This window comes from Agrococcus sp. BE272, assembly GCF_031457935.1.
GTDB lineage: Bacteria > Actinomycetota > Actinomycetes > Actinomycetales > Microbacteriaceae > Agrococcus > Agrococcus sediminis.
In genome coordinates, this window is the sequence record NZ_JAVDXL010000005.1 from 26099 (window position 1) to 48635 (window position 22537).

Below are 22537 nucleotides of genomic sequence, written 5' to 3' on the forward strand. Positions count from 1 at the left end.
CGGGCTTGCGTCGTGTGCGAGCCGCTACGAGGCGGGGACCGCCTCGGCGGCCTCCGCGCGGCCGGACGACGGCGGCATCGTGAGGGTGTCGAGCAGGTCGTCGCCGGGGACGACCGGGATCATCGGCGCCTCGATCTCGGCCCGGTCCAGCAGCTGCTGGGTGCGCTTGCGGCGCGCGGGGGCGATCACGGTGACGACGCGGCCGTCGTTGCCCGCGCGGCCGGTGCGGCCCGAGCGGTGCATGTAGGTCTTGTACTCGTCCGGCGGGTCGGCCTGCACGACGAGCGCGATGTCGTCGATGTGGATGCCGCGCGCGGCGACGTCGGTCGCGACGAGCACGTCGACCTTGCCGCGCTTGACCTTGTCGAGCGAGCGGTTGCGCTTCGCCTGCGTCAGGTCGCCGTGGAGGCTCACCGCCGCGACGCCCGCATCGTCGAACTGCTCGGCGAGCCGCTCGGCGTAGGCGCGGGTGCGCGTGAAGACCACGATGCGGCCGGGGTTGCGCACGATCTGCTCGAGCACGGCGTCCTTGTCGTAGCGGTCGACGACGAGCACCTGGTGGTCGATCGTCGACGTCGACTGCTCCTCGCCCGCGACCTCGTGCACGGAGGGCTCGGGCAGGAACTCCTTGACGATCGTCTGCACCTCGGCGTCGAGCGTCGCCGAGAAGAGCAGCTTCTGGCTGCCGGGGCGGGTCTGCCGCAGGATGCGCTGCACGGGCTCGAGGAACCCGAGCTCGGTCATGTGGTCGGCCTCGTCGACCACCGCGATCTCGACGCTGCCGAGGTTCAGCTTGCGCTGCTCGACGAGGTCCTCGATGCGGCCGGGGGTGCCGATGACGATGTCGACGCCGCGACGCAGCCCCTCGACCTGGCGGTCCTGCTTGACGCCGCCGACGATCACGGTCGTGAAGACGCCGACCGACCGGCCGAGGGTCATGATCACGTGGTTGATCTGCTGCGCGAGCTCGCGGGTCGGCGCCAGGATCAGCGCGCGCGGGGCGCGGCCGATCTCGCGGCGGTCGGGACGGTTGCGCGTGAGCAGCTCGACGATCGGAGCGCCGAACGCGATCGTCTTGCCGGAGCCCGTGCGGCCGCGGCCGAGCACGTCGCGGCCGGCGATCACATCGGGGATGGTCGCGGCCTGGATCGGGAAGGGCGCCTCGGCGCCCATCGCGGCCAGCGCCGCGGAGATGCTGTCGCCGAGGCCGAGGTCGCCGAAGCTGATGCCCTCGACGTCCGCGGCGCTCGTGGACTGCGCCTCGAGGCGCTCGAGGACGACGTCCTCCTTGGGCGTGAACGGGTTCGCGTCCTTGGCCGGGTAGTAGGTGCTGTCGCGCCGGGGGCGGTCGTCGAAGCGGCGCTCGCCGCCCCGGCTGTCGCGGCCGCCGGAGGAGCGCTGCGGGCGCTCGTCGCGCTCGAAGCGTCGCTGTGGGCGCTCGGTGCGGTCGTCGGAGCGGCGCTGCGGGCGCTCGTCGCGGTCGAAGCGGCGCTGCGGGCGCTCATCGCGGTCGAAGCGATGCTCGCCGCCGCCCCGGTTGCCGCGGTCGTCGAACGAGCGCTGCGGGCGGTCGTCGCGGCGGCGGTCGCCGAAGCGGTCGTCGCGACGGTCGCCCTGCGGACGACGGTCGCCACCACGCGCATCCCGGTCGCCGAACGACCGCTGCGGACGGTCATCCCGATCGAAGCGACGGTCACCACCACGCGCATCCCGGTCGCCGAACGACCGCTGCGGACGGTCATCCCGATCGAAGCGACGGTGGCCACCACGCGCATCCCTATCCGAGAACGAGCGCTGCGGGCGGTCATCCCGGTCGAAGCGACGGTCGCCGCCACGCGAGTCCCGGTCGCCGAACGACCGCTGCGGACGGTCATCCCGGTCGAAGCGACGGTCGCCACCACGCGCATCCCGATCGCCGAAGGACCGCTGCGCACGGTCATCCCGGTCGAAGCGACGGTCGCCGCCACGCGCATCCCGATCCCCGAACGACCGCTGCGGGCGGTCGTCCCGGTCGAAGCGGCGCTCGCCGCCACGGCGGTCGTCGGTGCCGCGGCCGCGGTGGTCGTCGCGGGCGCGGTCGAAGCCGCGGGGGCGCTCGCCGCGGTGGAGGCGGTCGTCGCGCTGCTGGTCGCGGCCGCCCTGGTGGCCGCCGCGGGTGCGGAACGCGGGGGCGCGACGGTCGTCGTGCTTGCGCTCCTCCGGCGGGGTCCAGTTGGGCCGGCGCGAGCCGCCCTGCTGGCCGCCCTGGTCGCGGCGGTCGCGGTCGTCGCGGCTCCAGCGGTTCTTGCCGGGCTGCTCCTCGCGGTGGCCGCGGTGGCCGGGGCTGCGGGAGCCGGGGCGGCTGCCGCTGCGGTCGTTCGGTCGGTGGGCGCCCTGGGGACGCTGGTCGTTACGTGCCATCGCTCGTCTCGTGATCGCGCGCAAGACGAAGGCTTGCGCTGGTAGAGCCGCAGTTCATCGCGGGATCATCTGGTTCGTCCGCGAGGGTGCTCGCGGGAACTCCGGCCGCGGCGACACTCCATGTGGCGCGCACAACCGCGCCTGTCCCGAGCCGACCTGTCCACACTACGGCATCCCCTGCCGGGGCGACAGGGGCAATCGGCGCGGCCTCAGCCGGGCAGGTCGTGCGTCCGGGCCCCGCCCCGCATGACCGACGACGTCCACTGCTGGCCGTCGAACCAGCGCAGCTCCGCGCGCCGGAAGGGGTCGGGGTACCAGGCCGGCTGCGCCTGCCCCGCGTTCGCAGGAACGAGCCCGATGGGCCGCGGCGCGCCGTCGTGCTGCGCGGGCGGCTCGTGCGACGTCGCGCGCTGCTGCGCCGCCCACGCCTCGTAGGCGCGCGCCTGCGCGGCGCCCGCCTCGCGCTCGAGGCGGTCGAACTCCTCGGGCGTCGGGATCGCCGGCGGCTGCCGCTGCCCGAACGACGGCTGGGGATGCGCGGGTCCGGCGGCCCCGGGCGCCGGGTGCGCCGGGCTCGCCTGCACGGGATCGACGCGGGCGCCCTGCTCGTGCCCGAAGCTCGACGGCGACGGCGGCACCGAGGCCGTCGAGCCGGGCGTCGGGCCGACGGCCTGCGCGGGCGGCGCGAGCGGCGCCGCGGCGGGTGCGACGATCCGCACGCCGGAGGCCGCGCGCGAGCGCCCCTCGCCGACGGGCGGGAGCGGATGCGTCGGCGCGGCGAGCACGCGGGCGTCGCGCGCCGCGTAGTAGTGCATCGACGAGTCGGCCGCCCACTGCCCGTCGATGCGCAGCTGGGAGGTGCCGCCGGGCTGCAGCGGCGGGATGAAGGTGAGCCTGGTGCCCGTCCCCGCGGGCGCGCGCACCGTGATCTTGGCGCCCTCGATCTGCCCGTCGGTGCGGACGACGTAGACGGTGACCGGCAGGTCGCCGGCCGGCACGTGCAGCGTGATGTCGCCCCAGTCGAGCGGGGCGCGCAGTCCGCCGATGTCGAGGGTCGGGGGCTGCCGGTAGGCGTCGAACCTGCCGTCCTGGATGACGGAGTGCACGATGAGGAAGCTGGGCATGCGTCCTCCTCGGGATCACGGGTGCCTCGGGCGCGCCCATTCAACCAACGCGCGACCGCGCATCCGCTGTGAACCCGGTCAGCGCACGCTGGCCGCCTCGAGCTCGCCGCGGCGCTCGGCGCGCGTGCCGGTGCCCTGGCGCACCCGACGGCGCTCGATGGCACCCTCGACGACCAGGTACAGCACCGGCAGCACGATGAGCGTCAGCAGCGTCGACGAGATGAGTCCGCCGATCACGACGATCGCGAGCGGCTGCGAGATGAAGCCGCCCTGCCCGGTGAGGCCCGCCGCCATCGGCACGAGCGCGAAGATCGTCGCCGCCGCGGTCATGAGGATGGGCCGGAGTCGCCGCTCGGCGCCCTCGACGAGCGCCTCGCGCACGCCGAGCCCGCGGTCGCGGTACTGGTTGACGAGGTCGATGAGCACGATCGCGTTCGTCACCACGATGCCCACGAGCATGAGCACGCCCACCATCGAGGCGACGCCGAGCGGCACCCCGGTGATGAGCTGCATCGCGATCGCGCCGGTCGCGGCGAACGGCACCGACACGAGCAGCAGGAACGGCTGCAGGAGGCTCTTGAAGGTGGCGACCATCACGACGTAGACGAGCAGGATCGCGATGAGCGCCGCGATGCCCAGCTGGGTGAACGCATCCGTGATCTGGGTGGCGACGCCGCCCACCGAGGCCTCGGCCCCGTCGGCGAGCTCGAGCCCCGCGAGCGCCTCGCCCACGCCGGCCGAGACGCCGCCGACGTCGGCCGCGTCGGGGGTGACGGTGACGGTGGCCGTGCGGCTGCCGTCGCTCGTCGAGATCGACACCGGCCCCTCGATCTGCGTGACCTCGGCCACGTCGGCGAGCGGCAGCGGGCCGTTCGGCGTCGGCAGTTCGAGCTCGCGCAGCTCCTCGAGCGTCGCGGCCGGCGCGATCGCGTCGAGCCAGATGCGCACGAGCGAGCCGTCGAGCTGGATCTCGCCCGCCGGCGTCGGCTGCATCGCCTGGGCGACGAGGCCCGAGACGGCGGCCTCGCTGAGGCCGAGGCTCGCGGCGAGCTCGCGGTCGACCGCGACCTGCACGAGCGGCTGCGCGCCCTCGAGCGAGTCGGTGACCTGCGCGACGCCGTCGACGTCGCCGACCGCGTCGACGACGGATGCGGTGGCCGCCTCGAGCGCGTCGGGCGTGGGCGCCTGCACCTCGATCTCGATGTCGCTGCCGCCGAGGCCAGCCGACTGCCCCACGGTCACCTCGCCGTCGGCCGCGTCGGCGGCCTCGCGGATGCGCTCGCGGAGCGCGGGCATGTCCGTGCCCTCCGCGGCGATCACGCCGTACGAGATCGCGCCGCCGCCCCCGCCGCCCGTGAAGGCCGCGAACGACGATGCGCCGCTCGAGACGGTCGCCGAGACCGTCTCGACGCCGTCGATGGCCTCGAGGTCGGCGGTGAGCGCCTCGGCGGCGGCGAGCTGCGCGTCGAGCGAGGCGCCGGGCTCCAGCTCCTGCGAGACCTGCACGGTCGTCTGGCCGTCGTCGCCGAGGAAGTTGGTGGCCATGAACGGCAGCGCCGCGCCGCTCGCGGCCAGCACGAGCACGGCGCCGACGAGCACGAGCCAGGGCCGCCGCAGCGTCGCGAGCAGGATCGGCCGGTAGCCGCGGCGCAGGCGGTCGGGCCGCTCCTCCTCGATCGGCGCGGGCGGCACGGGCTGCGCGGCCGGCGCGCTGCGCTCGCGGGCGGATGCGCGGCGGCGCCAGAAGGGCGCGCGTCGCGTCGGCCGCGCCGGGGCATCCGCCGCAGCGGCGGCCTGCGCCGCGGCCGCCTCCTCCGCCGCGACCGCGTGCTGCGGCCGCCGGAGCAGCCAGGAGGCCAGCACCGGCACGATCGTGAGCGAGACGACGAGCGAGGCGAGCAGCGCGATCGACACCGTCAGCGCGAACGGCCGGAACAGCTCGCCGGTGATGTCGCTGACGAACGCGAGCGGGAGGAAGACGATGACCGTGGTGACCGTCGACGCCGTGATGGCGCCCGCGACCTCGCGCACCGCATCCAGGATCGCCTTCGACCGCGACGCCTGGAAGGCGAGGTGCCGCTTGATGTTCTCGATGACGACGATCGAGTCGTCGACGACGCGACCGATCGAGATGGTGAGGGCGCCCAGGGTGAGCACGTTGAGGGAGTAGCCGGCGCCCCACATGCCGATGAAGGTCATGAGCACCGAGATGGGGATGGAGACCGCGGTGACGATCGTCGAGCGCAGCGACCAGAGGAAGATCAGGATGACGAGGATCGCGAAGGCGAGGCCGAGCGCCCCCTCGACCGCGAGCGCCTCGATCGAGTGCTCGATGTATGGCGCCTGGTCGAGCACCGTCGTGAAGGTGACGCCGTCACCGAGCTCGTCGCGGAGGCCCGGCAGGATCTCCTGCACCGCGTGCGAGACGTCGACGGTGTTCGACGCCTGCGTCTTCGTGATCGAGAGGATGATCGCCGGCTCGCCGTCGACGAGCGCGATCGACGTCACCGGGTCCTGCTCGAGCACGACCTCGGCGACGTCGCCGATCGCCACGGTCTCGGCGGCCGGAGGGGCGTTCGGCGGGTTGGCCGGGTCGGGCTCGGTCGTCTGCTCGGCGCTGAGCGGCAGGCTCGCGACGTCGTCGACCGAGCCCAGGCGCTCGCCGATCTGCACGCTGAGCGTCTGGTCGCCGTCGTCGACGGTGCCGCCGGGCAGCAGCTGCCCGTGCTCGTCGATGGCCTCGCTGATGTCGAGCCTCGTGAGGCCCGCGGCCGCGAGCGCGGCGTCGTCGGGCGCGATGGTGATGCGCTGGCCCGGCGCGCCCTGCAGCTGCACGGCGCGCACGCCGTCGACGCGCTCGAGCTGCGGCACCGCGATCGTCTCGATCCGGTCGACGAGCGCGGCCTGCTCGCCGGGCCCCGAGATGGCGATGCGCAGCACCGGGAAGTCGGCGATCGAGCCGGTGACCACCGTGGGCTCGGCGCCCTCGGGCAGCTGGCTCACGATGCGGTTGACGGCCTGCTGCACGCGCTGCTCGGTCGTGGGGATGTTGATGCCGTACGTGAACTCGGCGAAGACGACGCTCGAGCTCGTCGACGACGTGCCGCTCGTGCCCTCGAGCCCGGGCACCGACTGGATGGCCCGCTCGATGGGCCCCGTGACGTCCTCGCTCATGATCTCGGGGCTCGCGCCCGGCAGCGTGGTCGTGACGACCACGGCGGGCAGCTCGAGCTCGGGCGTGAGCTCGGTCTTCAGGCTCGAGAGGGCGACGCCGCCGAAGATGGCGATGCAGATGGTCGCGAGGGCGACCAGCGCGCGGTTCTTGAGGCTGGCGAGCGAGAGCAGATGCACCCGCCGATCCTCCCATCGCCCGGTGTGGGCTCCCTATGGGGCCAGCCCCCGCATCCGCCCGGCTTCGGCCCACCGCGTCGACGTCGAAGCGGGGCGCGGCCCGCGTCCGCTCCCACGACCCCGTCGACCCGGCCAGACCCGGTGCACCGGGTCGCGCAGGGTGCAACGGGTCGCTGGAGCTGGTCGACGGCCAGGCGGCGGAGCCCGCGCCGCGCGGGTGCCTACGCTGGTCGCATGCAGCTGCTGCGCTCCGTGCTCGCCGTCGCCCTCGGCGGCGCGCTGGGCACGGCGGCCCGCGCGACGATCGAGTCGTCGCTCGGCGACGGCTGGGCGCTGCTCGGCGTGAACGCGCTCGGCAGCCTGCTGCTCGGCGTCTCGACGGCGGCGCTCGCCGGGGCGCCCGACTGGCTGCGGCACGGCATCGGCGCGGGTGTGCTCGGCGGCTTCACGACCTTCAGCGCGGTGGCGGTCGCGAGCGCCGCGGCCCCGGCGGCGGGCGGCTGGAGCGCGTTCGTGCCGGCCCTGCCCGGCATCGCGCTCGCGCTCGCCACGCTCGTGGTGTGCCTGCTCGCCGCGTGGGCCGGGCTGCTGCTCGGCCGCCGCGTCGCGAGGCGGCGGGCCGCGTGAGCGCGGTCGAGCTGCTCGCCGTCGCCGCGGCCGGCGGCGCCGGCGCCGTGGTGCGCTTCCTCGCGGGCGCGCTCCCCCACCGGCGGCCCGTGCGGGCGACGCTGCTCGTGAACCTCGCCGCGAGCCTGCTCGCGGGCGCGCTCGCGGGCGGCCTGGTCGCCGACGAGGCCCTCCGCGCGATCCTCGTGACCGGCTTCTGCGGCGGCCTCTCCACGTACTCGGCGTTCGCGGTGCAGGCGGTCGAGCAGCTCGACGGGCGCCGCAGCGGCCCCGCCCTCGCGACGCTCACGGCCACCGTCGTCGGCGGAGCGATCGCCGCGTCCGCGGGCCTCCTCCTGGGCGCGGCGCTCGCGCCCGCGCTCCCGGCCTGATCCCTGCCGCGCGCACTCCCCAGGCATGGCCCGCGCACAGTCGCCAGGCCCCCTCGATGCTACGATCGAGGTTGGACGTAGCATCGCAGTTCTCACATCGTTCGCCGGCTCATCGTCGGCGCCGTCCGCAAGGGGGGTCCAGCATGGGTCGTGGTCGCCAGAAGGCCAAGCACACGAAGCTGGCACGTGAGCTGAAGTCATTCAGCCCGAACATCAACTACTCCGTGCTCCAGCAGGAGCTCGGCGGTGGCCCCTCGAACGACGAGCTCGTCGACAAGTGGGCCGACTACGCCGAGTACTCCACCGAGGACGACGAGTACGCTGACGAGCGTCAGCAGGGGCGCAGCGCCTGACGACGCAGCACTGAGCCGCCACCCCTGGCTCCGCTGCCTGAGGCGAAGGAGCCGATCGTGACGTCGCACGCCATCACCAACGGACAGGTGCAGGAGCCGACCGCGATCGGCAGCCATGCCACCGCGACCGCGCCGGTGTTCGAGTCGCTGTCGGTGCTCGACCTGTTCAAGATCGGCATCGGCCCGTCGTCGTCGCACACCGTCGGCCCGATGCGCGCCGCGCTCGACTTCGTCGCGCAGGCGGATGCGTCGGGTCGCTTCGACGAGGTCGTGCGGCTCCGCGTCGACCTGCTCGGATCGCTCGGCGCCACCGGCTCGGGGCACGGCACCGACACCGCCGTGATGCTCGGCCTCTCCGGACTCGCGCCCGACACCGTCGAGACGCCGCAGATCGCCGAGACGCTCGAGCGCATCCGCGCCACCGGCGAGCTGCGCCTCGGCGGCAGGCTGCCCGTCGCGTTCGACGAGGCGAAGGTGTTCGTCTTCCGGCCGCTCACCGTGCGCCGCGAGCACCCGAACGCCCTGCGCATCACCGCCTACGACGCATCCGACGCCGAGATCGCGACCGCCGGCTACTACTCGATCGGCGGGGGCTTCGTCATGCGCCACGACGAGGGCGACGTGCTCTCGCCCGTGCCGGCGCCGGCGCGCCAGCTGCACCCGGTGCCCTACCCGTTCACGCACGGCGACGAGCTCGTCGCGCTCTGCCGCCGCACGGGCCTGTCGGTGGCCGAGCTCATGCTCGAGAACGAGGGCGCCTGGCGCTCGCGCGAGCAGACGATCGCGCAGCTCGAGCGCATCTGGCAGGTCATGCAGGAGTGCGTCGCGCACGGGATCGCGACCGACGGCATCCTGCCGGGCGGGCTCGACGTGAAGCGCCGGGCGAAGGACTGGCACGCGAAGCTCATCGAGCGCGACGCGGCCCCGAAGGCGGGCCGCCCCGACCTGCTCGAGGGCATGGAGTGGGTCAACCTCTACGCGCTCGCCGTCAACGAGGAGAACGCCGCGGGCGCGCGGGTCGTGACCGCGCCGACGAACGGCGCCGCGGGCATCATCCCCGCCGTCATGCACTACGCCGACCTCTTCGCGAACTGCGTCGACGACGAGGTGCCGTGGGAGGTGCGCTTCCTGCTGGTCGCCGGCGCGATCGGCATCATCATCAAGTCGAACGCCTCGATCTCGGGCGCCGAGGTGGGCTGCCAGGGCGAGGTGGGCTCCGCGTGCGCGATGGCCGCGGCCGGATTCGCCGCGGTGCTCGGCGCGACGCCCGAGCAGATCGAGAACGCCGCCGAGATCGGCATCGAGCACAACCTCGGTCTCACGTGCGACCCCATCAAGGGCCTCGTGCAGATCCCCTGCATCGAGCGCAACGCGATGGCGTCGGTCAAGGCGATCAACGCCGCGCGCATGGCGAAGCAGGGCGACGGCACGCACTACGTGAGCCTCGACACCGCCGTCGAGACGATGCGCCGCACGGGCGCCGACATGAGCGACAAGTACAAGGAGACCGCGCTCGGCGGCCTCGCGGTGGCGTTCATCGAGTGCTGACCGCCGCCGGACTGCTCTCTGGCGGCCCGGCCGCTTCCGTGGGACAGTCGGGCCATGAAGGCAGAGCAGCTCGACCGTCCCGGGATGCGCGCGGCCCTCGGCGCCGCAGTGGCCTGGAGCCTCGCGTGGAAGGGCGCGTCGCTGTGGCGCGCGGCGAAGCACCGCGACAAGGCGTGGTTCGCGACGCTGCTCGTCTCGAACACGCTCGGCGTGCTCGACGCCGTCTACCTCTTCGGCGTGAGCCGCGACCGCGAGCGGCGGGCGCGGCAGGAGGCCGAGATCCTCGCGCGCACCGGCGAGCCGCCGCAGCTCGGGCACTCGCAGGAGACCTGAGCCGCGCGGCCCGCACGCCGCCGACGCTCGAGGGGGCCCGCCGATCGGCGAGCCCCCTCGAGCGTGCGGCTGCGGCTGCGGCTCAGTAGGCGCCGGACTCCGCGACGGCGGCGAACAGCAGGCCGAACACGACGATCGGCCAGAAGATGAAGCCCCAGATGAAGCCGAGCACCGAGGTCACGATGCCCCAGATGGCCATCGTCTTGCCCTGCGGCTCCTTCGCCAGGCCGATGCCGGAGAGCACGCCGCCGGCGATGGCGTTGAGGAAGATCGGGATGATGATGCTGGAGATGCCGAGGATGAGGCCCCACATGGAGAGCTTCTTCGACGTCGAGGCCGGCGCTGCGGCGTAGCCGCCGTACTGGTTGCCGGTGGCCGGCTGGTAGGGCTGGTAGCCGCCCTGCTGGGGCTGCTCGGGGGGCGTGTAGGTCATGGCGTTCTTCCTCGGGTCGGTGCAAGGACGCGCTGCGTCGCGCACAGCCTAGGCCCGGACGGTGAACGCGCGCCCAACGGATCGGGAGCGGAGGCCGACGGTTCAGCTCGTGCTGACGGCGAAGAGCATCGCCGCGACCACCCCGGCGAGGGGCAGCAGGTAGAACAGCAGCACCCACAGCATGCCGCCGATCGAGGTGAGGAGCCCGGTGAGCGCCAGCGGTCGCCCGGCAGGCTCGCGCCGCAGCGCCAGGATGCCGAAGACGAGCCCGATGATGGGCAGCACGACGAGCGTCCAGCCGAAGGTCACCGAGATGAGCCCCAGCACCATCGCGGTGATCGACAGGCCGCGCGAGGGCGGCGCCGCGGTCGCGTAGACGGGCGCGTGGTAGACGGGCACGCCGTAGGGCGTGACGCTCGAGGCCTGCGCGGCGGCGGGGTGGATCAGCTGCGCGTCGCGGCCGGCGTGGAGCGGATGCGCGTAGCCGACCGGCGCGGACGGCCGCGGCACCGAGCCGGGCGCGGCGTACTGGTGCGGAGGCGGCGGCTGCTGCGGAGGCGCGGGCTGCTGCGGCAGCGGCTGCTGCGGCATCGACCGCTGCCACGGGCCGGGCGGAGGCGTCGGCGGCGGGGCGTCGGGCGGCGAGGTGGGACGGATGCTCGGCCCCTGCTGCATCGGCATGGGGACGAGGTTGCGCACGCGAGGGCCCGGCGGAGCGGGGTCGGGGGCCGGCGGCGTCGGCGGCGTCTGCTCCGAGATCGAGCCGTAGGACGGGTCGGGCTGCGGCGAGGCGGGCTGGCCCTGGTCGCGAGGCCGGAAGCGGTCCGCGTCGGACGTCATCACGCACCTCCCGTCTGCGATCCCGATCGGCGATACCGGTCGTCACGCTCCGGCGGATGTGCCGTCGCGCTCGAACCTGCCGTCACGGTACGCCCGCAACGTCCGAGTCTCCTGGACGTCCCCTCGCCGCCGCAGCGGCCGCCGGCGCACCGGTGCCGCACGGGTCAGCGGTAGCTGCCGGTCAGGCGCACCGCGCCGCCGTCGACGCCCTTGGCGCCCTGCACCCATCCGCTCGGATCGGCGGGGGCTGCCTCGACCCGGCCGATCGTCGAGGCAGGGATGCCCGCGGCCTCGCTCGCCGCGACGACGCCCGCGGCGTCGGCCTCGCCGACGACCACGAGCATGCCGAGGCCCAGGTTCCAGGTGCCCTCGGCGTCGGTGAGCGGGAAGTCTCCGAGCTGCGCGAGCGCGTCGAACACCGCAGGCACCTGCCAGCCCTGCCGGTCGATCTCGACGGCGAGGCGCTGCGGCAGCACGCGCGCGAGGTTCGCGGCGATGCCGCCGCCCGTCACGTGCGAGATGGCGCGGATGCCGAGGCCCCGCTCGAGCATGCCGAGCAGCGGCAGCGTGTAGAGCCGCGTCGGCTCGAGCAGCACCTCGGCGGCGACGCCGCCCAGCTCGTCGACGCGGTCGGTGAGCGCGATGCTGCGCTCGGCCAGCACGTGGCGCACGAGGCTGAAGCCGTTGGAGTGGAGCCCCGAGGAGGCCATGGCGACCACGACGTCGCCCTCGCCGACGCGCTCGGCGCCCAGCACCGCATCCGCCTCGACGATGCCGACGGCCGCACCGGCCACGTCGTAGTCGTCGGGCTCCATGACGCCCGGGTGCTCGGCCGTCTCGCCGCCGACGAGCGCCGTGCCGGTCGCCTCGCACGCCTCGGCGATGCCGCGCACGATGTCGGCGATGCGCTCGGGCACGACGCGGCCGCACGCGATGTAGTCGGTCATGAACAGCGGCTTCGCGCCGACCACGACGATGTCGTCGACGACCATGCCGACGAGGTCCTGGCCGATCGTGTCGTGCTTGTCGATCGCGCGGGCGAGCGCGATCTTCGTGCCGACGCCGTCGGTGGAGGTGGCGAGCAGCGGCTTCGCGTAGGCGCCCGCGGCCGACAGGTCGAAGAGGCCGGCGAAGCCGCCCACGCCGCCGAGCACGCCGGGGCCGTGGGTGCGCGAGACGGCGGCCTTCATGAGCTCGACCGCGCGGTCGCCCGCCTCGGTGTCGACGCCGGCGGACGCATACGGATCGGTCATGCCCCCAGGCTACCGAGCCGCCGGTGCTGCCCGGGTGCGCCGATCGCCAGCCCGACCCGCGCACAACGCAAGTCCCACGGCCCGGAACCGGGGCGTGGAACCGTCCTTCCCCGGATCCGCCGCGGAACGGGGCCGGCGGGCTTGCGTTGTGCGCCGTCACCCCGGGGCCCGCTCGGGATCAGTGACGGCGGGCGGGTGGCAGGATGGTCGCGGCACACCCACCACCGTCGACGGAGACGCCCATGCACGCACTCGTGACCCGAGGCAAGCCAGGACTCGAGCTGGTCGAGATCCCCGAGCCCGCGACTCCCGCGGGCCACGTGAAGGTGCGCGTGCTCCGCGCCGGCATCTGCGGCACCGACCTGCACATCGACGCGTGGGATGCGTGGGCCCAGTCGGCCGTGACGCCCGGGCTGACCGTCGGCCACGAGTTCTGCGGCGAGATCGTGGAGGTCGGCGAGGGCGTCACCGACTACGCCGTCGGCCAGCTGATGAGCGGCGAGGGGCACGTCGTGTGCGGCCACTGCCGCAACTGCCGCGCCGGCCGCCGCCACCTGTGCATCCGCACCTCCAACCTCGGGGTGCAGCGCGACGGCTGCTTCGCCGAGTACGTGGTGCTCCCCGCCTCGAACGTCTGGGTGCACCCGGGCGTCACCGCCGACTCCGCCACCGAGCAGCAGCTCGACGTCTTCGGCATCTACGACCCGTTCGGCAACGCGGTGCACACGGCGCTGAAGTTCCCGGTGGTCGGCGAGGACGTGCTCGTCACCGGCGCAGGCCCGATCGGGCTGATGGCCGCGATGGTCGCCCGGCACGCCGGCGCGCGCCACATCGTGATCACCGACATCGCCGAGCCGCGGCTCGAGCTCGCGCGCTCGCTCGGCTTCCGCGCGCTCAACCCGCAGGAGGCGTCCGACCCCGACGGCGTCAGCCCCATCGCGGCCGTGCAGCGCGAGCTGGGCATGCAGGAGGGCTTCGACGTCGCGCTCGAGATGTCGGGCTCGCCGACCGCGCTCGTCGGCATCATCGAGAACCTCAACTTCGGCGGCCGCATCGCCATGCTCGGCCTGCCGTCGCGGCCCATCGAGGTCGACTTCGGGAAGGTCGTCTCGCACATGCTGACCATCCAGGGCATCTACGGCCGCGAGATGTACGAGACCTGGTACGCCATGGCGTCGATGGCCCAGACGGGCCTCGACGTCGCCCCCGTCATCACCGACCGCTTCGCCTTCGCCGACTGGGAGGGCGCGTTCGAGCGCGCCCGCTCCGGCGCCGCGGGCAAGGTCATCCTCGACTTCACCGACCTCCAGGGAGCCTGAACCGTGTACTCCGTCCGCGACGCCATCGCCGCAGAGCTCGCCGAGATCGAGGCCGCCGGCCTCACCAAGCGCGAGCGGGCCATCGACTCGCCGCAGGCCGCGACCGTCTCGGCCGGCGGCCACGACGTGCTCAACTTCTGCGCCAACAACTACCTCGGGCTCGCCGACGACCCGCGCATCGTCGAGGCGGCCAAGGCCGCGCTCGACGAGTGGGGGTTCGGGATGGCCTCGGTGCGGTTCATCTGCGGCACGCAGACTCAGCACCTCGAGCTCGAGTCGCGGCTCGCCTCCTTCCTCGGGCAGGAGGCGTGCATCCTCTACTCGTCGTGCTTCGACGCGAACGGCGGCCTCTTCGAGACGCTGCTCGGCGCCGAGGACGCCGTCATCTCCGACGCCCTGAACCACGCGTCGATCATCGACGGCATCCGCCTGTCGAAGGCCGCCCGCTACCGCTACGCCAATCGCGACATGGCCGAGCTCGAGGCGCGCCTGCAGGAGGCCTCGGGCGCGCGCCGCCGCCTCGTCGTCACCGACGGCGTCTTCTCGATGGACGGCTACCTCGCGCCGCTCGAGGCGATCTGCGACCTCGCCGAGCGCTACGACGCGATGGTGATGGTCGACGACTCGCACGCGGTGGGCTTCACCGGCCCGACGGGCGCCGGCACCCCCGAGCTCGCCGGCGTGCAGCAGCGCGTCGACATCATCTCGGGAACGCTCGGCAAGGCGCTCGGCGGCGCCTCGGGCGGCTACATCGCCGCCCGCCAGGAGATCGTCGACCTGCTGCGGCAGCGCTCGCGCCCCTACCTGTTCTCGAACGCGCTCGCGCCGTCGGTCGTGGCCGGGTCGATCGCCGCGCTCGACCTCGTCGAGGGGGCGGGCGAGCTGCGCGAGCAGCTGCAGCGCAACACCGTGCGGTTCCGCGAGGGCATGGAGGCCGCGGGCTTCGAGCTGCTGCCCGGCGAGCACCCGATCACGGCGGTCATGTTCCATGACGCCCGGCTCGCGGCCGACATGGCGGATGCGATGCTCGAGGAGGGCGTGTACGTCACCGCCTTCTCGTTCCCGGTCGTGCCCCGTGGTGAGGCGCGCATCCGCGTGCAGCTGTCTGCCGCCCACTCGGACGCCGACGTCGACCGGGCCGTCGCGGCGTTCGCGGCGGCGCGGGAGCGCGTCGCGGGCTGACCGCCCCGCTGGTCGAGGAGGTCGGCGCAGCCGACCGTCACCCCGCTGGTCGAGGAGGTCGGCGCAGCCGACCGTCTCGAGACCACCATGGCCTCGACTCGCCGGCCCGGAGGGCCGGCGGCTCGACCAGCGGTGAGGGGCCGCTAGAACACGGGCTTGCCGCCGGTGACGCCGAGCACGGTGCCCGAGACGTAGCTCGCGTCGTCGCTCGCGAGGTAGACGAACGCGGTCGCCACCTCGATCGGCTGGCCCGGGCGGCCGAGCGGGGCGTCCATGCCGAAGTCCTTCACGCTCGGCTTCGTCGACGGCTGCAGCGGGGTCCAGATCGGGCCGGGGGCGACCGCGTTCACGCGGATGCCGTCGCTGCCGACCTGCGCGGCGAGGTTGACGGTGAAGTTGTTGATCGCCGCCTTCGTCGACGCGTAGTCGAGCAGCGTCTCGGAGGGGTCGAACGCCTGGATCGACGAGCAGTTGATGATGCTCGCGCCCGCCTTGAGGTGCGGGAGCACGGCGCGCGTCAGGTTGAACATCGCGAAGATGTTCGTCTCGAACGTCTGCCGCAGCTGCTCGTCGGTGATGTCGGCGAGCGACTCCTGCGCCATCTGGTAGCCGGCGTTGTTCACGAGCACGTCGAGCCCGCCGAGGCCATCGACGGCCTGCTGGGCGAGGTCGAGGTTGGCCTGCTCGGTGCGCTGGTCGCACGCGATGAGCACCGCCTTGCGGCCCGCGGCCTCGACCTGGCGCTTCGTCTCCTCGGCGTCCTCCTGCTCCGCCGGGAGGTAGGCGATGGCGACGTCGGCGCCCTCCTTCGCGAAGGCGATCGCGGTCGCGCGGCCGATGCCGGAGTCTCCGCCGGTGATGAGGGCGCGCATGCCCTCCAGGCGGCCGCGGCCGACGTAGCTGGTCTCGCCGTGGTCGGGGACGGGCTGGAGCTGCTCGGTCCAGCCGGGCCACTCCTGCGTCTGCTCGGGCAGGTGCTTGATGGATTCGGTGTCGAAGCTCATGTCCCCCACTGTGCTCCCGCTCCCTGGACGTCGCATGGACGGCCGAGCGCATCCGCCGACGCCGTCCGGGACGCTCCGGGAGCGCGCCGCTCGGTAGGCTGGAGGCCTCCCCTCGCAACAGAAGGAGCTCGCCTGTGTGCGGCATCGTCGGCATCGTCTCCGACTCGAGCGTCAACCAGCAGGTCTACGACGCACTGGCCCTCCTCCAGCACCGCGGGCAGGACTCCACGGGCATCGCGACCGCCCAGGGCCGCTCGATCCACGTGCGCAAGGCGAAGGGGCAGGTGCGCGAGGCGTTCCGCACCCGCGACATGCGCTCGCTGCTGGGCACCTTCGGCCTCGGCCACGTGCGCTACGCGACCCGCGGCGAGGCGGCGAACGAGCTCGAGGCGCAGCCGTTCTACGTGAACGCGCCGTACGGCATCGTGCTCGTGCACAACGGCAACCTGACGAACACCCGCGAGCTCGAGGTCGAGCTCGCGACCGTCGACCACCGCCACGTCAACACCGGCAGCGACACCGAGATGCTCGTGAACGTGCTCGGCTCCGAGCTGCAGTCGCTCGTGAAGGGCGGCGAGCTCGACGCCGACCGCCTGTTCACGGCCGTGCGGCGCGTGCACGAGCGCATCCGCGGCTCGTACGGCGTGATCGCGCTCATCGCCGGCCACGGCCTGCTCGCCTTCCGCGACCCGTTCGGCATCCGCCCGCTCGTGCTCGGCAGCCGCGTCGCCGAGTCGGGCCGCACCGAGTGGATGGTCGCGAGCGAGTCGGTGGCGCTCACCGGCTCCGGCTTCCACCTCGAGCGCGACGTCGCGCCCGGCGAGGCGGTCTTCATCACGCCCGACGGCGAGCTCGCGTCGGCGATGACGCACGACTCCCCCGTGCTGCTGCCCTGCTCGTTCGAGTACGTCTACCTCGCCCGCCCCGACTCGGTGATGAACGGCATCAACGTGTACGAGTCGCGGCTGCGGATGGGCGAGCGGCTGGCCGACACGATCGCGCAGTACACGCCCTCCGGCGCGATCGATGTGGTCATGCCCATCCCCGACTCGTCGCGGCCCGCCGCGATGGAGGTCGCGCGCCGGCTCGGCATCGAGTACCGCGAGGGCTTCTACAAGAACCGCTACGTCGGCCGCACCTTCATCATGCCGGGGCAGCAGGAGCGCAAGAAGTCGGTGAAGCAGAAGCTGAACGCGCTCGAGAGCGAGTTCCGCGGCAAGAACGTGCTCGTCGTCGACGACTCGATCGTGCGCGGGACGACGAGCCGCGAGATCGTCGAGATGATGCGCTCGGTCGGCACCAACACGGTGACCTTCACGTCGGCCGCGCCGCCGGTGCGCTACCCGCACGTCTACGGCATCAACATGCCCTCGCGCGCCGAGCTCATCGCATCCGGCCGCTCCATCCCCGAGGTGAACGAGGCGCTCGGCAGCGACTTCCTCGTCTACCAGGAGGTCGACGACCTGCAGCGGGCGATCCTCGACGGCACCGACATCCAGGGCCTCGACCTGTCGTGCTTCACGGGCGAGTACGTCACGGGCGACGTGACCGACGAGTACCTGGCCTGGGTGGAGCAGACGCAGCTCAGCTGAACGGTGGAGCTGGGAGCGACGACCCTTTCGGGTCGTCGCCGCGACCCCAGTTCCGACGCCCGTCCCGGGCGTCGGGCACGCTGCGCGCGAGCGCGGGCGACCACGCGCCGAGCGCCGCGACCAGGCACGCGAGCGCGGCGCCGAGCACCACGTCGGGCAGCGGCACGGCGGCGAGCAGCAGCGCGGCGAGCAGCGCGCCCGCAGCGCCGGCGAGCAGGAGGACCGCGCCGGTGGCCGGCGCCGGCCGCACGTCGGCGCGGCGCGCGAGCTCGACGAGGGCGACGGATGCGGCGAGCGCGACGCCTAGGAACGCGGCGGCCACGAGGTCGAGCGCGCCCGGACGCGCGATGGGGGCCGCGAGCGCCGCGACGCCGCCGAGGGTCGCGACGGCCGGGAGCGCGCGGGCGCCGAGCAGCCGCTCGGCGAGCACCGCGAGCGGCGGTCCGAGCAGGGCGCCGAGCGCGAGGGTGAGCGCCGCGGGCCATGCCGGCTGCGGCGACTCGGCGCCGAGGGCCGACAGCGCGGGGCGGAGCGCCGCGATCGCGGCCGCGCCGACCGCGGCGAGCGCGAGCAGGCCGAGCGCCTGCGGGTCGAGGGCGCGCGGGCCGGCGCCGTGCGCACCTGTGTCGAGGGGGTCGGCGCCGTGCGCGTCGCCCTCGCGCAGCCGCTCGTCGGCGTCGGCGCCGAGCGGCGCGGGCGACGCAGCGCGGCCGGCCCCGATCGCGAGCGCGAGGGCCCCGAGCTGCAGCACCGCGGCGCCGACGAGCTGCGCGCCGGTCGGCACCCCGAGCATGGCGGCGCCGGCGACGAGCGCGGTGCCGAGCGCGGCGGCGAGCAGCGTGGGCGCGGGCCGCACGCGCGGCGCGAGCGCCGGCTCGGCCGCGGCGGCCGCCGCCGACCCGTGCAGCTGCAGCCCGGCGGCGAGCCCGAGCGCGGCCGCCGGCAGCACGCCGATCGGCTGCTCGAGCAGGGCGAGCGCGGCCGTCCCCGCGAGCGCCGCCAGGGCGAGCGCTGCGCCCGCGGCCGTCGCCGCCCGCGGCGCGAGCCGGCGCGAGCCAGGGAGCGCGAGCACGAGCAGCGCGAGCGCCGCTGCGGCGATCGCGGCAGCCGGCCCGAGCGCGAGCGCGACGGGCGAGCCCTCGCGACCCACCGCATCCGCCGCCGTCGACGCCGCGGCGGCGCCCAGCGCGGCCCAGGCGAGCGCGTGCGCGCCCGCGTGCAGCGCCAGGCGCCGGGCCATCAGCCCTCGCGCGGTCGGTCGTCGCCCGGTCGTGCGTCGCCGGGCCGGTCGCCGTCGCCGAGCTCGTCGCGGCGGTCGCCCGCCGGCCCGAGGGGCTCGAAGGTCGCGTCGCCCGCATCCTCCGGGCCGGACGGCGAGGGTCGCTCGGCGACGTCGACGTGCTCGGCCGTCACGGTGTGCAGGCGCTTCGAGAGCGCGCGGTCGATGAGCACGGCGACGAGCGCGCCGAGCGCCCCGCCCACCACGAAGCCGACCACGAGCATGAGGCCGATCACGGGCGTCGTGTCGACCGGCTGCTCGGCCTGGTTGACCGCGGGGGGCATCGCCGTCGAGATCCACCATGCCGCGAGCATCGCCAGCAGCGCGCCGATCGCCATGAAGACCCCGTAGCGGGGCGAGCGCCGCACCTGCATCTGCTGCGTCTCGTGCGTCTCGCGGTGCGCGCGAGCGCCCTCCTGCTCGGGGGTCGGGTCGGGCTGCGCGTCCATGCCCACCATGATCCCACCCGCCGCCCGTGCGGGTCCGCGCCCCGCGGGGTAGCGTGCGGAGCGGGGCCGTGCCGCAGCGCACGGGCGCCCGGAGGAGGAGGCCGCACCGTGACCGTCTCGTCGGGACCGCCCGTGCCGCACCGCGCATCCGGGACCGACGTCGAGGTCGACTGGGCGCTCGTCGACGCCGACGACGCGGTGCGTGCGCTCGGCACGTCGGCCGAGCGCGGGCTCACCGGCGTCGAGGCCGCCGCCCGGCTCGCGCGCCACGGGCCGAACGAGCTCGACGCCGACCCGCCCGAGCCGGCCTGGCGCCGCCTCGTCGCGCAGCTCGTCGACCCGCTCATCCTGCTGCTGCTCGCCGCGGTCGCGATCTCGGCCGTCGCGTGGGCGTTCGAGGGCGCGGTCGGGGTGCCGGTGGATGCGGTCGTGATCCTGCTCGTCGTGGTCGCGAACGCCGCGCTGGGCGTCGTGCAGGAGGCGAAGGCGGCCGACGCGGTCGCGGCGCTGCGCGACATGACCGCCGTCGCCGTGACGGTGGTGCGCGAGGGGCGCACCGAGCGGCTGCCCGCGGCGGCACTCGTGCCGGGCGACCTGCTCGTGCTGGCCGAGGGCGACGCGGTCGGCGCCGACGCGCGGCTCGTCGCGGCGTCGTCGCTGCAGATCGCCGAGGCTGCCCTCACCGGCGAGTCGGCGCCCGTGACGAAGTCGCCCGCGACGCTGCCGTCGCACGTGCCGCTCGGCGACCGCACCGACCTGGTCTTCAAGGGCACGGCCGTCACGCAGGGCTCGGGCCGCGCCGTCGTGACCGCCACCGGCATGCGCACCGAGATGGGGAGGGTCGCGGCGCTGCTCGCCGAGACGGAGCAGGAGCCGACGCCGCTGCAGCGCGAGATCCACCGGGTCGGCCGCACCCTCGGGTTCGCGGTCGTGGTGATCGCGGTCGTCGTCATGGTCGCGGTGGGCGCGACGAGCGGCATCGGCTCGGTGCAGGACGCCGTCGACGTGCTGCTCATCGGCGTCTCGCTCGCGGTCGCGGCGGTGCCCGAGGGGCTGCCCGCGATCCTCTCGGTGGTGCTCTCGATCGGGGTGCAGGCGATGAGCCGGCGCGGCGCGATCGTGAAGTCGCTCTCATCGGTCGAGACGCTCGGCTCGGCGACCGTCATCTGCTCCGACAAGACCGGCACGCTCACGCGCAACGAGATGACGATGCTCAAGGTGCGCACGCGCTCGGGCGTCGCCGACATCTCGGGCGTCGGCTACGCGCCCGACGGCGAGGTGCTCGTCGACGGCCGCCCGCTGCTCGCGCAGGACGCGGCGCTGGACCTGCGGGAGGAGGACATCGTCGTGCTCTCGGGCGGCACGCTCGCGTCGAACGCCGAGGTGCGGCAGGCGGAGGACGGCACGTGGGAGGTCGTGGGCGACCCGACCGAGGCGGCGTTCGTGGTGGCCGAGCAGAAGGCAGGCCTCGCCGAGCGGCGCCGCGAGCGCTTCGCCCGCCTCGGCGAGGTGCCGTTCACCTCGGAGCGCAAGCTGATGTCGGTCGTCGTCGAGGATCGGGAGCACCGCGACGCGGCGGGCCGGCCGCTGCCCGTGCTCATCGCGAAGGGCGCGCCCGACGTGCTGCTCGAGCGATGCTCGCGCGTGCGGCAGGGGCTCGAGACGGCGGCGCTGACCGACGAGGACCGCGCCCTCGTGCACGCCGACGTCGCGGCGATGTCGGCGGATGCGCTGCGCACGCTGGCCGTCGCCTACCGGCCGCTCACGCGCGCCGAGCTCGCGGCCGCGACCGGGCCGGACGGCGCGATCGACGCCGCGGCCGGCCTCGCCCTCGAGCGCGACCTCATCCTCGTCGGCACGGTCGGCATCATCGACCCGCCCCGCGCCGAGGCGGCGCGGGCGATCGACGAGGCCCGGCGGGCCGGAGTGCGCGTCGTCATGATCACCGGCGATCACCCGGAAACCGCGCTGCGCATCGCTCGCGACCTCGGCATCGGCAGCGACCGGGTGCTCACGGGCGCCGACCTCGACGGGCTCGACGCGGATGCGCTCGCGCGCGCCGTCGAGGAGGTCTCGGTCTTCGCGCGGGTCGCCCCCGAGCACAAGCTGCAGCTCGTCGAGGCGCTGCAGCGGCGCGGCCACGTCGTGGCGATGACGGGCGACGGCGTGAACGACGCGCCGGCGCTCAAGCGCGCCGACATCGGCGTCGCGATGGGCATCACCGGCACCGAGGTCTCGAAGGAGGCCGCCGCGATGATCCTCACCGACGACGACTTCTCGACCATCGTCGCGGCGATCCGGCAGGGGCGGGTGATCTTCGGCAACATCCGCAAGTTCCTGCGCTACCTGCTGTCGTCGAACATGGGCGAGGTGCTCACGATGCTGCTCGGCGTGCTGCTCGCCGGGTTCCTCGGGCTGAGCGGCCAGGGCGAGGCGATCGTCGTGCCGCTGCTCGCGACCCAGATCCTCTGGATCAACCTCGTCACCGACTCCGGTCCCGCGCTCGCGATGGGCGTCGACCCCGAGACGGAGGACGTGATGGCGCGCGCCCCGCGCCAGCCCGAGCAGCGGGTGATCGACGGCCGCATGTGGGGCTGGATCCTCGCGATGGGTACGGCGATGGCGGCGGTGACGCTCCTGGCCCTCGACATCCACCTTCCGGGCGGCCTCGTCGACGGCGACGCGGGCGTCGAGACGGCGCGCACGGCGGCCTTCACGACGCTCGTGCTCGCGCAGCTGTGCAACGCGCTCAACGCGCGCTCCGAGTCCGCCTCGGCCTTCCGCGGCCTGTTCGCCAACCGCTGGCTGTGGGCGGCGATCGCCTTCGGCGTCGTCACGCAGGTGCTGGTCGTGCACGTGCCGCTGCTGCAGGCGGCCTTCGGCACCGCGCCGCTCTCGGCCGGCCAGTGGCTGCTGTGCCTCGCGCTCGCCTCCTGCGTGCTGTGGCTCGACGAGCTGCGCAAGCTCGTGGTGCGGGTTCGGGGGCGGATGCGTCACGGCCACGGGCACTGACGGCCCTCACCTGCGGCTATGGTCGGAAGCGGTGCGCGCCGGCGCGCCGTCCCCATGCACACAACGA

At 74.3% G+C, this 22537-nt stretch carries 18 protein-coding genes; 9 read left to right on the plus strand and 9 right to left on the minus strand.

Annotated features, from left to right (window positions below):
* Nucleotides 1-24: 24 nt before the first annotated feature.
* The 3 genes from J2X49_RS12605 to J2X49_RS12615 form a co-directional block, all read right to left on the minus strand.
* The gene (locus J2X49_RS12605) at nt 25-2400 is read right to left on the minus strand and encodes a DEAD/DEAH box helicase (protein WP_310126907.1); all 2376 of its coding nucleotides are present in this window, start codon (nt 2398-2400) and stop codon (nt 25-27) included.
* 209 nt (nt 2401-2609) lie between these two features.
* Nucleotides 2610-3524, minus strand: coding sequence for a DUF2510 domain-containing protein (locus tag J2X49_RS12610; protein ID WP_310126910.1), 915 nt, complete (start codon nt 3522-3524; stop codon nt 2610-2612).
* Nucleotides 3525-3602: 78 nt separating this feature from the next.
* Entirely contained in the window at nt 3603-6875 is a 3273-nt protein-coding gene (locus J2X49_RS12615; RefSeq protein ID WP_310126912.1) for an efflux RND transporter permease subunit, read from the minus strand.
* Between the two features lie 234 nt (nt 6876-7109).
* Here J2X49_RS12615 and J2X49_RS12620 point away from each other — a divergent pair, with 234 nt between their 5' ends.
* From J2X49_RS12620 to J2X49_RS12640, 5 genes are all read left to right on the plus strand, one after another.
* Nucleotides 7110-7502: a CrcB family protein gene (locus tag J2X49_RS12620; protein WP_310126915.1), complete on the plus strand. Its 393-nt coding sequence runs from the start codon at nt 7110-7112 to the stop codon at nt 7500-7502.
* Nucleotides 7499-7873: a CrcB family protein gene (locus tag J2X49_RS12625; RefSeq protein WP_310126917.1), complete on the plus strand. Its 375-nt coding sequence runs from the start codon at nt 7499-7501 to the stop codon at nt 7871-7873. Before J2X49_RS12620 ends, J2X49_RS12625 begins: the two co-directional genes overlap by 4 nt.
* 143 nt (nt 7874-8016) lie before the next feature.
* Nucleotides 8017-8226: a DUF3073 domain-containing protein gene (locus tag J2X49_RS12630; protein ID WP_128190376.1), complete on the plus strand. Its 210-nt coding sequence runs from the start codon at nt 8017-8019 to the stop codon at nt 8224-8226.
* 135 nt (nt 8227-8361) lie between these two features.
* Nucleotides 8362-9774, plus strand: a complete 1413-nt coding sequence (locus J2X49_RS12635; protein ID WP_310126961.1) for an L-serine ammonia-lyase — start codon at nt 8362-8364, stop codon at nt 9772-9774.
* A gap of 54 nt (nt 9775-9828) precedes the next feature.
* Nucleotides 9829-10107, plus strand: coding sequence for a DUF5652 family protein (locus tag J2X49_RS12640; protein WP_128190375.1), 279 nt, complete (start codon nt 9829-9831; stop codon nt 10105-10107).
* A gap of 82 nt (nt 10108-10189) precedes the next feature.
* On the opposite strand, the gene J2X49_RS12645 is transcribed toward J2X49_RS12640, so the two are convergent.
* The 3 genes from J2X49_RS12645 to purM all read right to left on the minus strand — a co-directional run bounded on the left by J2X49_RS12645 (nt 10190) and on the right by purM (nt 12633).
* Complete coding sequence (locus tag J2X49_RS12645; RefSeq protein WP_246992428.1) at nt 10190-10540, minus strand: hypothetical protein; 351 nt, start codon at nt 10538-10540, stop codon at nt 10190-10192.
* 102 nt (nt 10541-10642) lie between these two features.
* Nucleotides 10643-11380: a DUF4190 domain-containing protein gene (locus tag J2X49_RS12650; protein WP_246992430.1), complete on the minus strand. Its 738-nt coding sequence runs from the start codon at nt 11378-11380 to the stop codon at nt 10643-10645.
* Between the two features lie 164 nt (nt 11381-11544).
* Entirely contained in the window at nt 11545-12633 is a 1089-nt protein-coding gene (gene purM, locus J2X49_RS12655) for a phosphoribosylformylglycinamidine cyclo-ligase (protein ID WP_246992432.1), read from the minus strand.
* Between the two features lie 242 nt (nt 12634-12875).
* Between purM and tdh the strand changes: the two genes are divergently transcribed.
* Together tdh and J2X49_RS12665 are read left to right on the plus strand one after the other, a co-directional pair.
* On the plus strand, nt 12876-13952 hold the full coding sequence (tdh, locus tag J2X49_RS12660; RefSeq protein WP_246992434.1) for an L-threonine 3-dehydrogenase: 1077 nt from the start codon (nt 12876-12878) through the stop codon (nt 13950-13952).
* Between the two features lie 3 nt (nt 13953-13955).
* The gene (locus tag J2X49_RS12665; RefSeq protein ID WP_128190514.1) at nt 13956-15134 is read left to right on the plus strand and encodes a glycine C-acetyltransferase; all 1179 of its coding nucleotides are present in this window, start codon (nt 13956-13958) and stop codon (nt 15132-15134) included.
* 143 nt (nt 15135-15277) lie between these two features.
* Here the strand turns inward: J2X49_RS12665 and J2X49_RS12670 are convergent, their stop codons facing one another.
* Entirely contained in the window at nt 15278-16138 is an 861-nt protein-coding gene (locus J2X49_RS12670) for an SDR family oxidoreductase (protein WP_310126927.1), read from the minus strand.
* 134 nt (nt 16139-16272) lie between these two features.
* On the opposite strand from J2X49_RS12670, the gene purF reads away from it, so the two are divergent.
* Nucleotides 16273-17730 (plus strand): amidophosphoribosyltransferase, encoded by a 1458-nt coding sequence (gene purF, locus J2X49_RS12675; protein ID WP_128190512.1) that lies wholly within the window; start codon nt 16273-16275, stop codon nt 17728-17730.
* Here purF and J2X49_RS12680 read toward each other — a convergent pair.
* Complete coding sequence (locus tag J2X49_RS12680) at nt 17723-18970, minus strand: hypothetical protein (RefSeq protein WP_310126929.1); 1248 nt, start codon at nt 18968-18970, stop codon at nt 17723-17725. The genes purF and J2X49_RS12680 overlap by 8 nt on opposite strands.
* Nucleotides 18970-19458 carry a hypothetical protein gene (locus J2X49_RS12685; protein ID WP_310126932.1) on the minus strand — a complete coding sequence of 163 codons (489 nt, stop codon included), beginning with the start codon at nt 19456-19458 and terminating at the stop codon, nt 18970-18972. The genes J2X49_RS12680 and J2X49_RS12685 overlap by 1 nt, the downstream gene beginning before the upstream one ends.
* Before the next feature lie 108 nt (nt 19459-19566).
* On the opposite strand from J2X49_RS12685, the gene J2X49_RS12690 reads away from it, so the two are divergent.
* Nucleotides 19567-22470, plus strand: coding sequence for a cation-translocating P-type ATPase (locus tag J2X49_RS12690; RefSeq protein ID WP_310126935.1), 2904 nt, complete (start codon nt 19567-19569; stop codon nt 22468-22470).
* The last annotated feature ends 67 nt before the right edge of the window (nt 22471-22537 follow it).

Coding starts and splice junctions, on each gene's coding strand:
- J2X49_RS12685 (WP_310126932.1), bottom strand. CDS start 19,458: ATGGACGCGCAGCCCGACCCGACCCCCGAGCAGGAGGGCGCTCGCGCG.
- J2X49_RS12605 (WP_310126907.1), bottom strand. CDS start 2,400: ATGGCACGTAACGACCAGCGTCCCCAGGGCGCCCACCGACCGAACGAC.
- J2X49_RS12645 (WP_246992428.1), bottom strand. CDS start 10,540: ATGACCTACACGCCCCCCGAGCAGCCCCAGCAGGGCGGCTACCAGCCC.
- J2X49_RS12680 (WP_310126929.1), bottom strand. CDS start 18,970: ATGGCCCGGCGCCTGGCGCTGCACGCGGGCGCGCACGCGCTCGCCTGG.
- J2X49_RS12630 (WP_128190376.1), top strand. CDS start 8,017: ATGGGTCGTGGTCGCCAGAAGGCCAAGCACACGAAGCTGGCACGTGAG.
- J2X49_RS12610 (WP_310126910.1), bottom strand. CDS start 3,524: ATGCCCAGCTTCCTCATCGTGCACTCCGTCATCCAGGACGGCAGGTTC.
- tdh (WP_246992434.1), top strand. CDS start 12,876: ATGCACGCACTCGTGACCCGAGGCAAGCCAGGACTCGAGCTGGTCGAG.
- J2X49_RS12650 (WP_246992430.1), bottom strand. CDS start 11,380: ATGACGTCCGACGCGGACCGCTTCCGGCCTCGCGACCAGGGCCAGCCC.
- J2X49_RS12640 (WP_128190375.1), top strand. CDS start 9,829: ATGAAGGCAGAGCAGCTCGACCGTCCCGGGATGCGCGCGGCCCTCGGC.
- purM (WP_246992432.1), bottom strand. CDS start 12,633: ATGACCGATCCGTATGCGTCCGCCGGCGTCGACACCGAGGCGGGCGAC.
- J2X49_RS12620 (WP_310126915.1), top strand. CDS start 7,110: ATGCAGCTGCTGCGCTCCGTGCTCGCCGTCGCCCTCGGCGGCGCGCTG.
- J2X49_RS12670 (WP_310126927.1), bottom strand. CDS start 16,138: ATGAGCTTCGACACCGAATCCATCAAGCACCTGCCCGAGCAGACGCAG.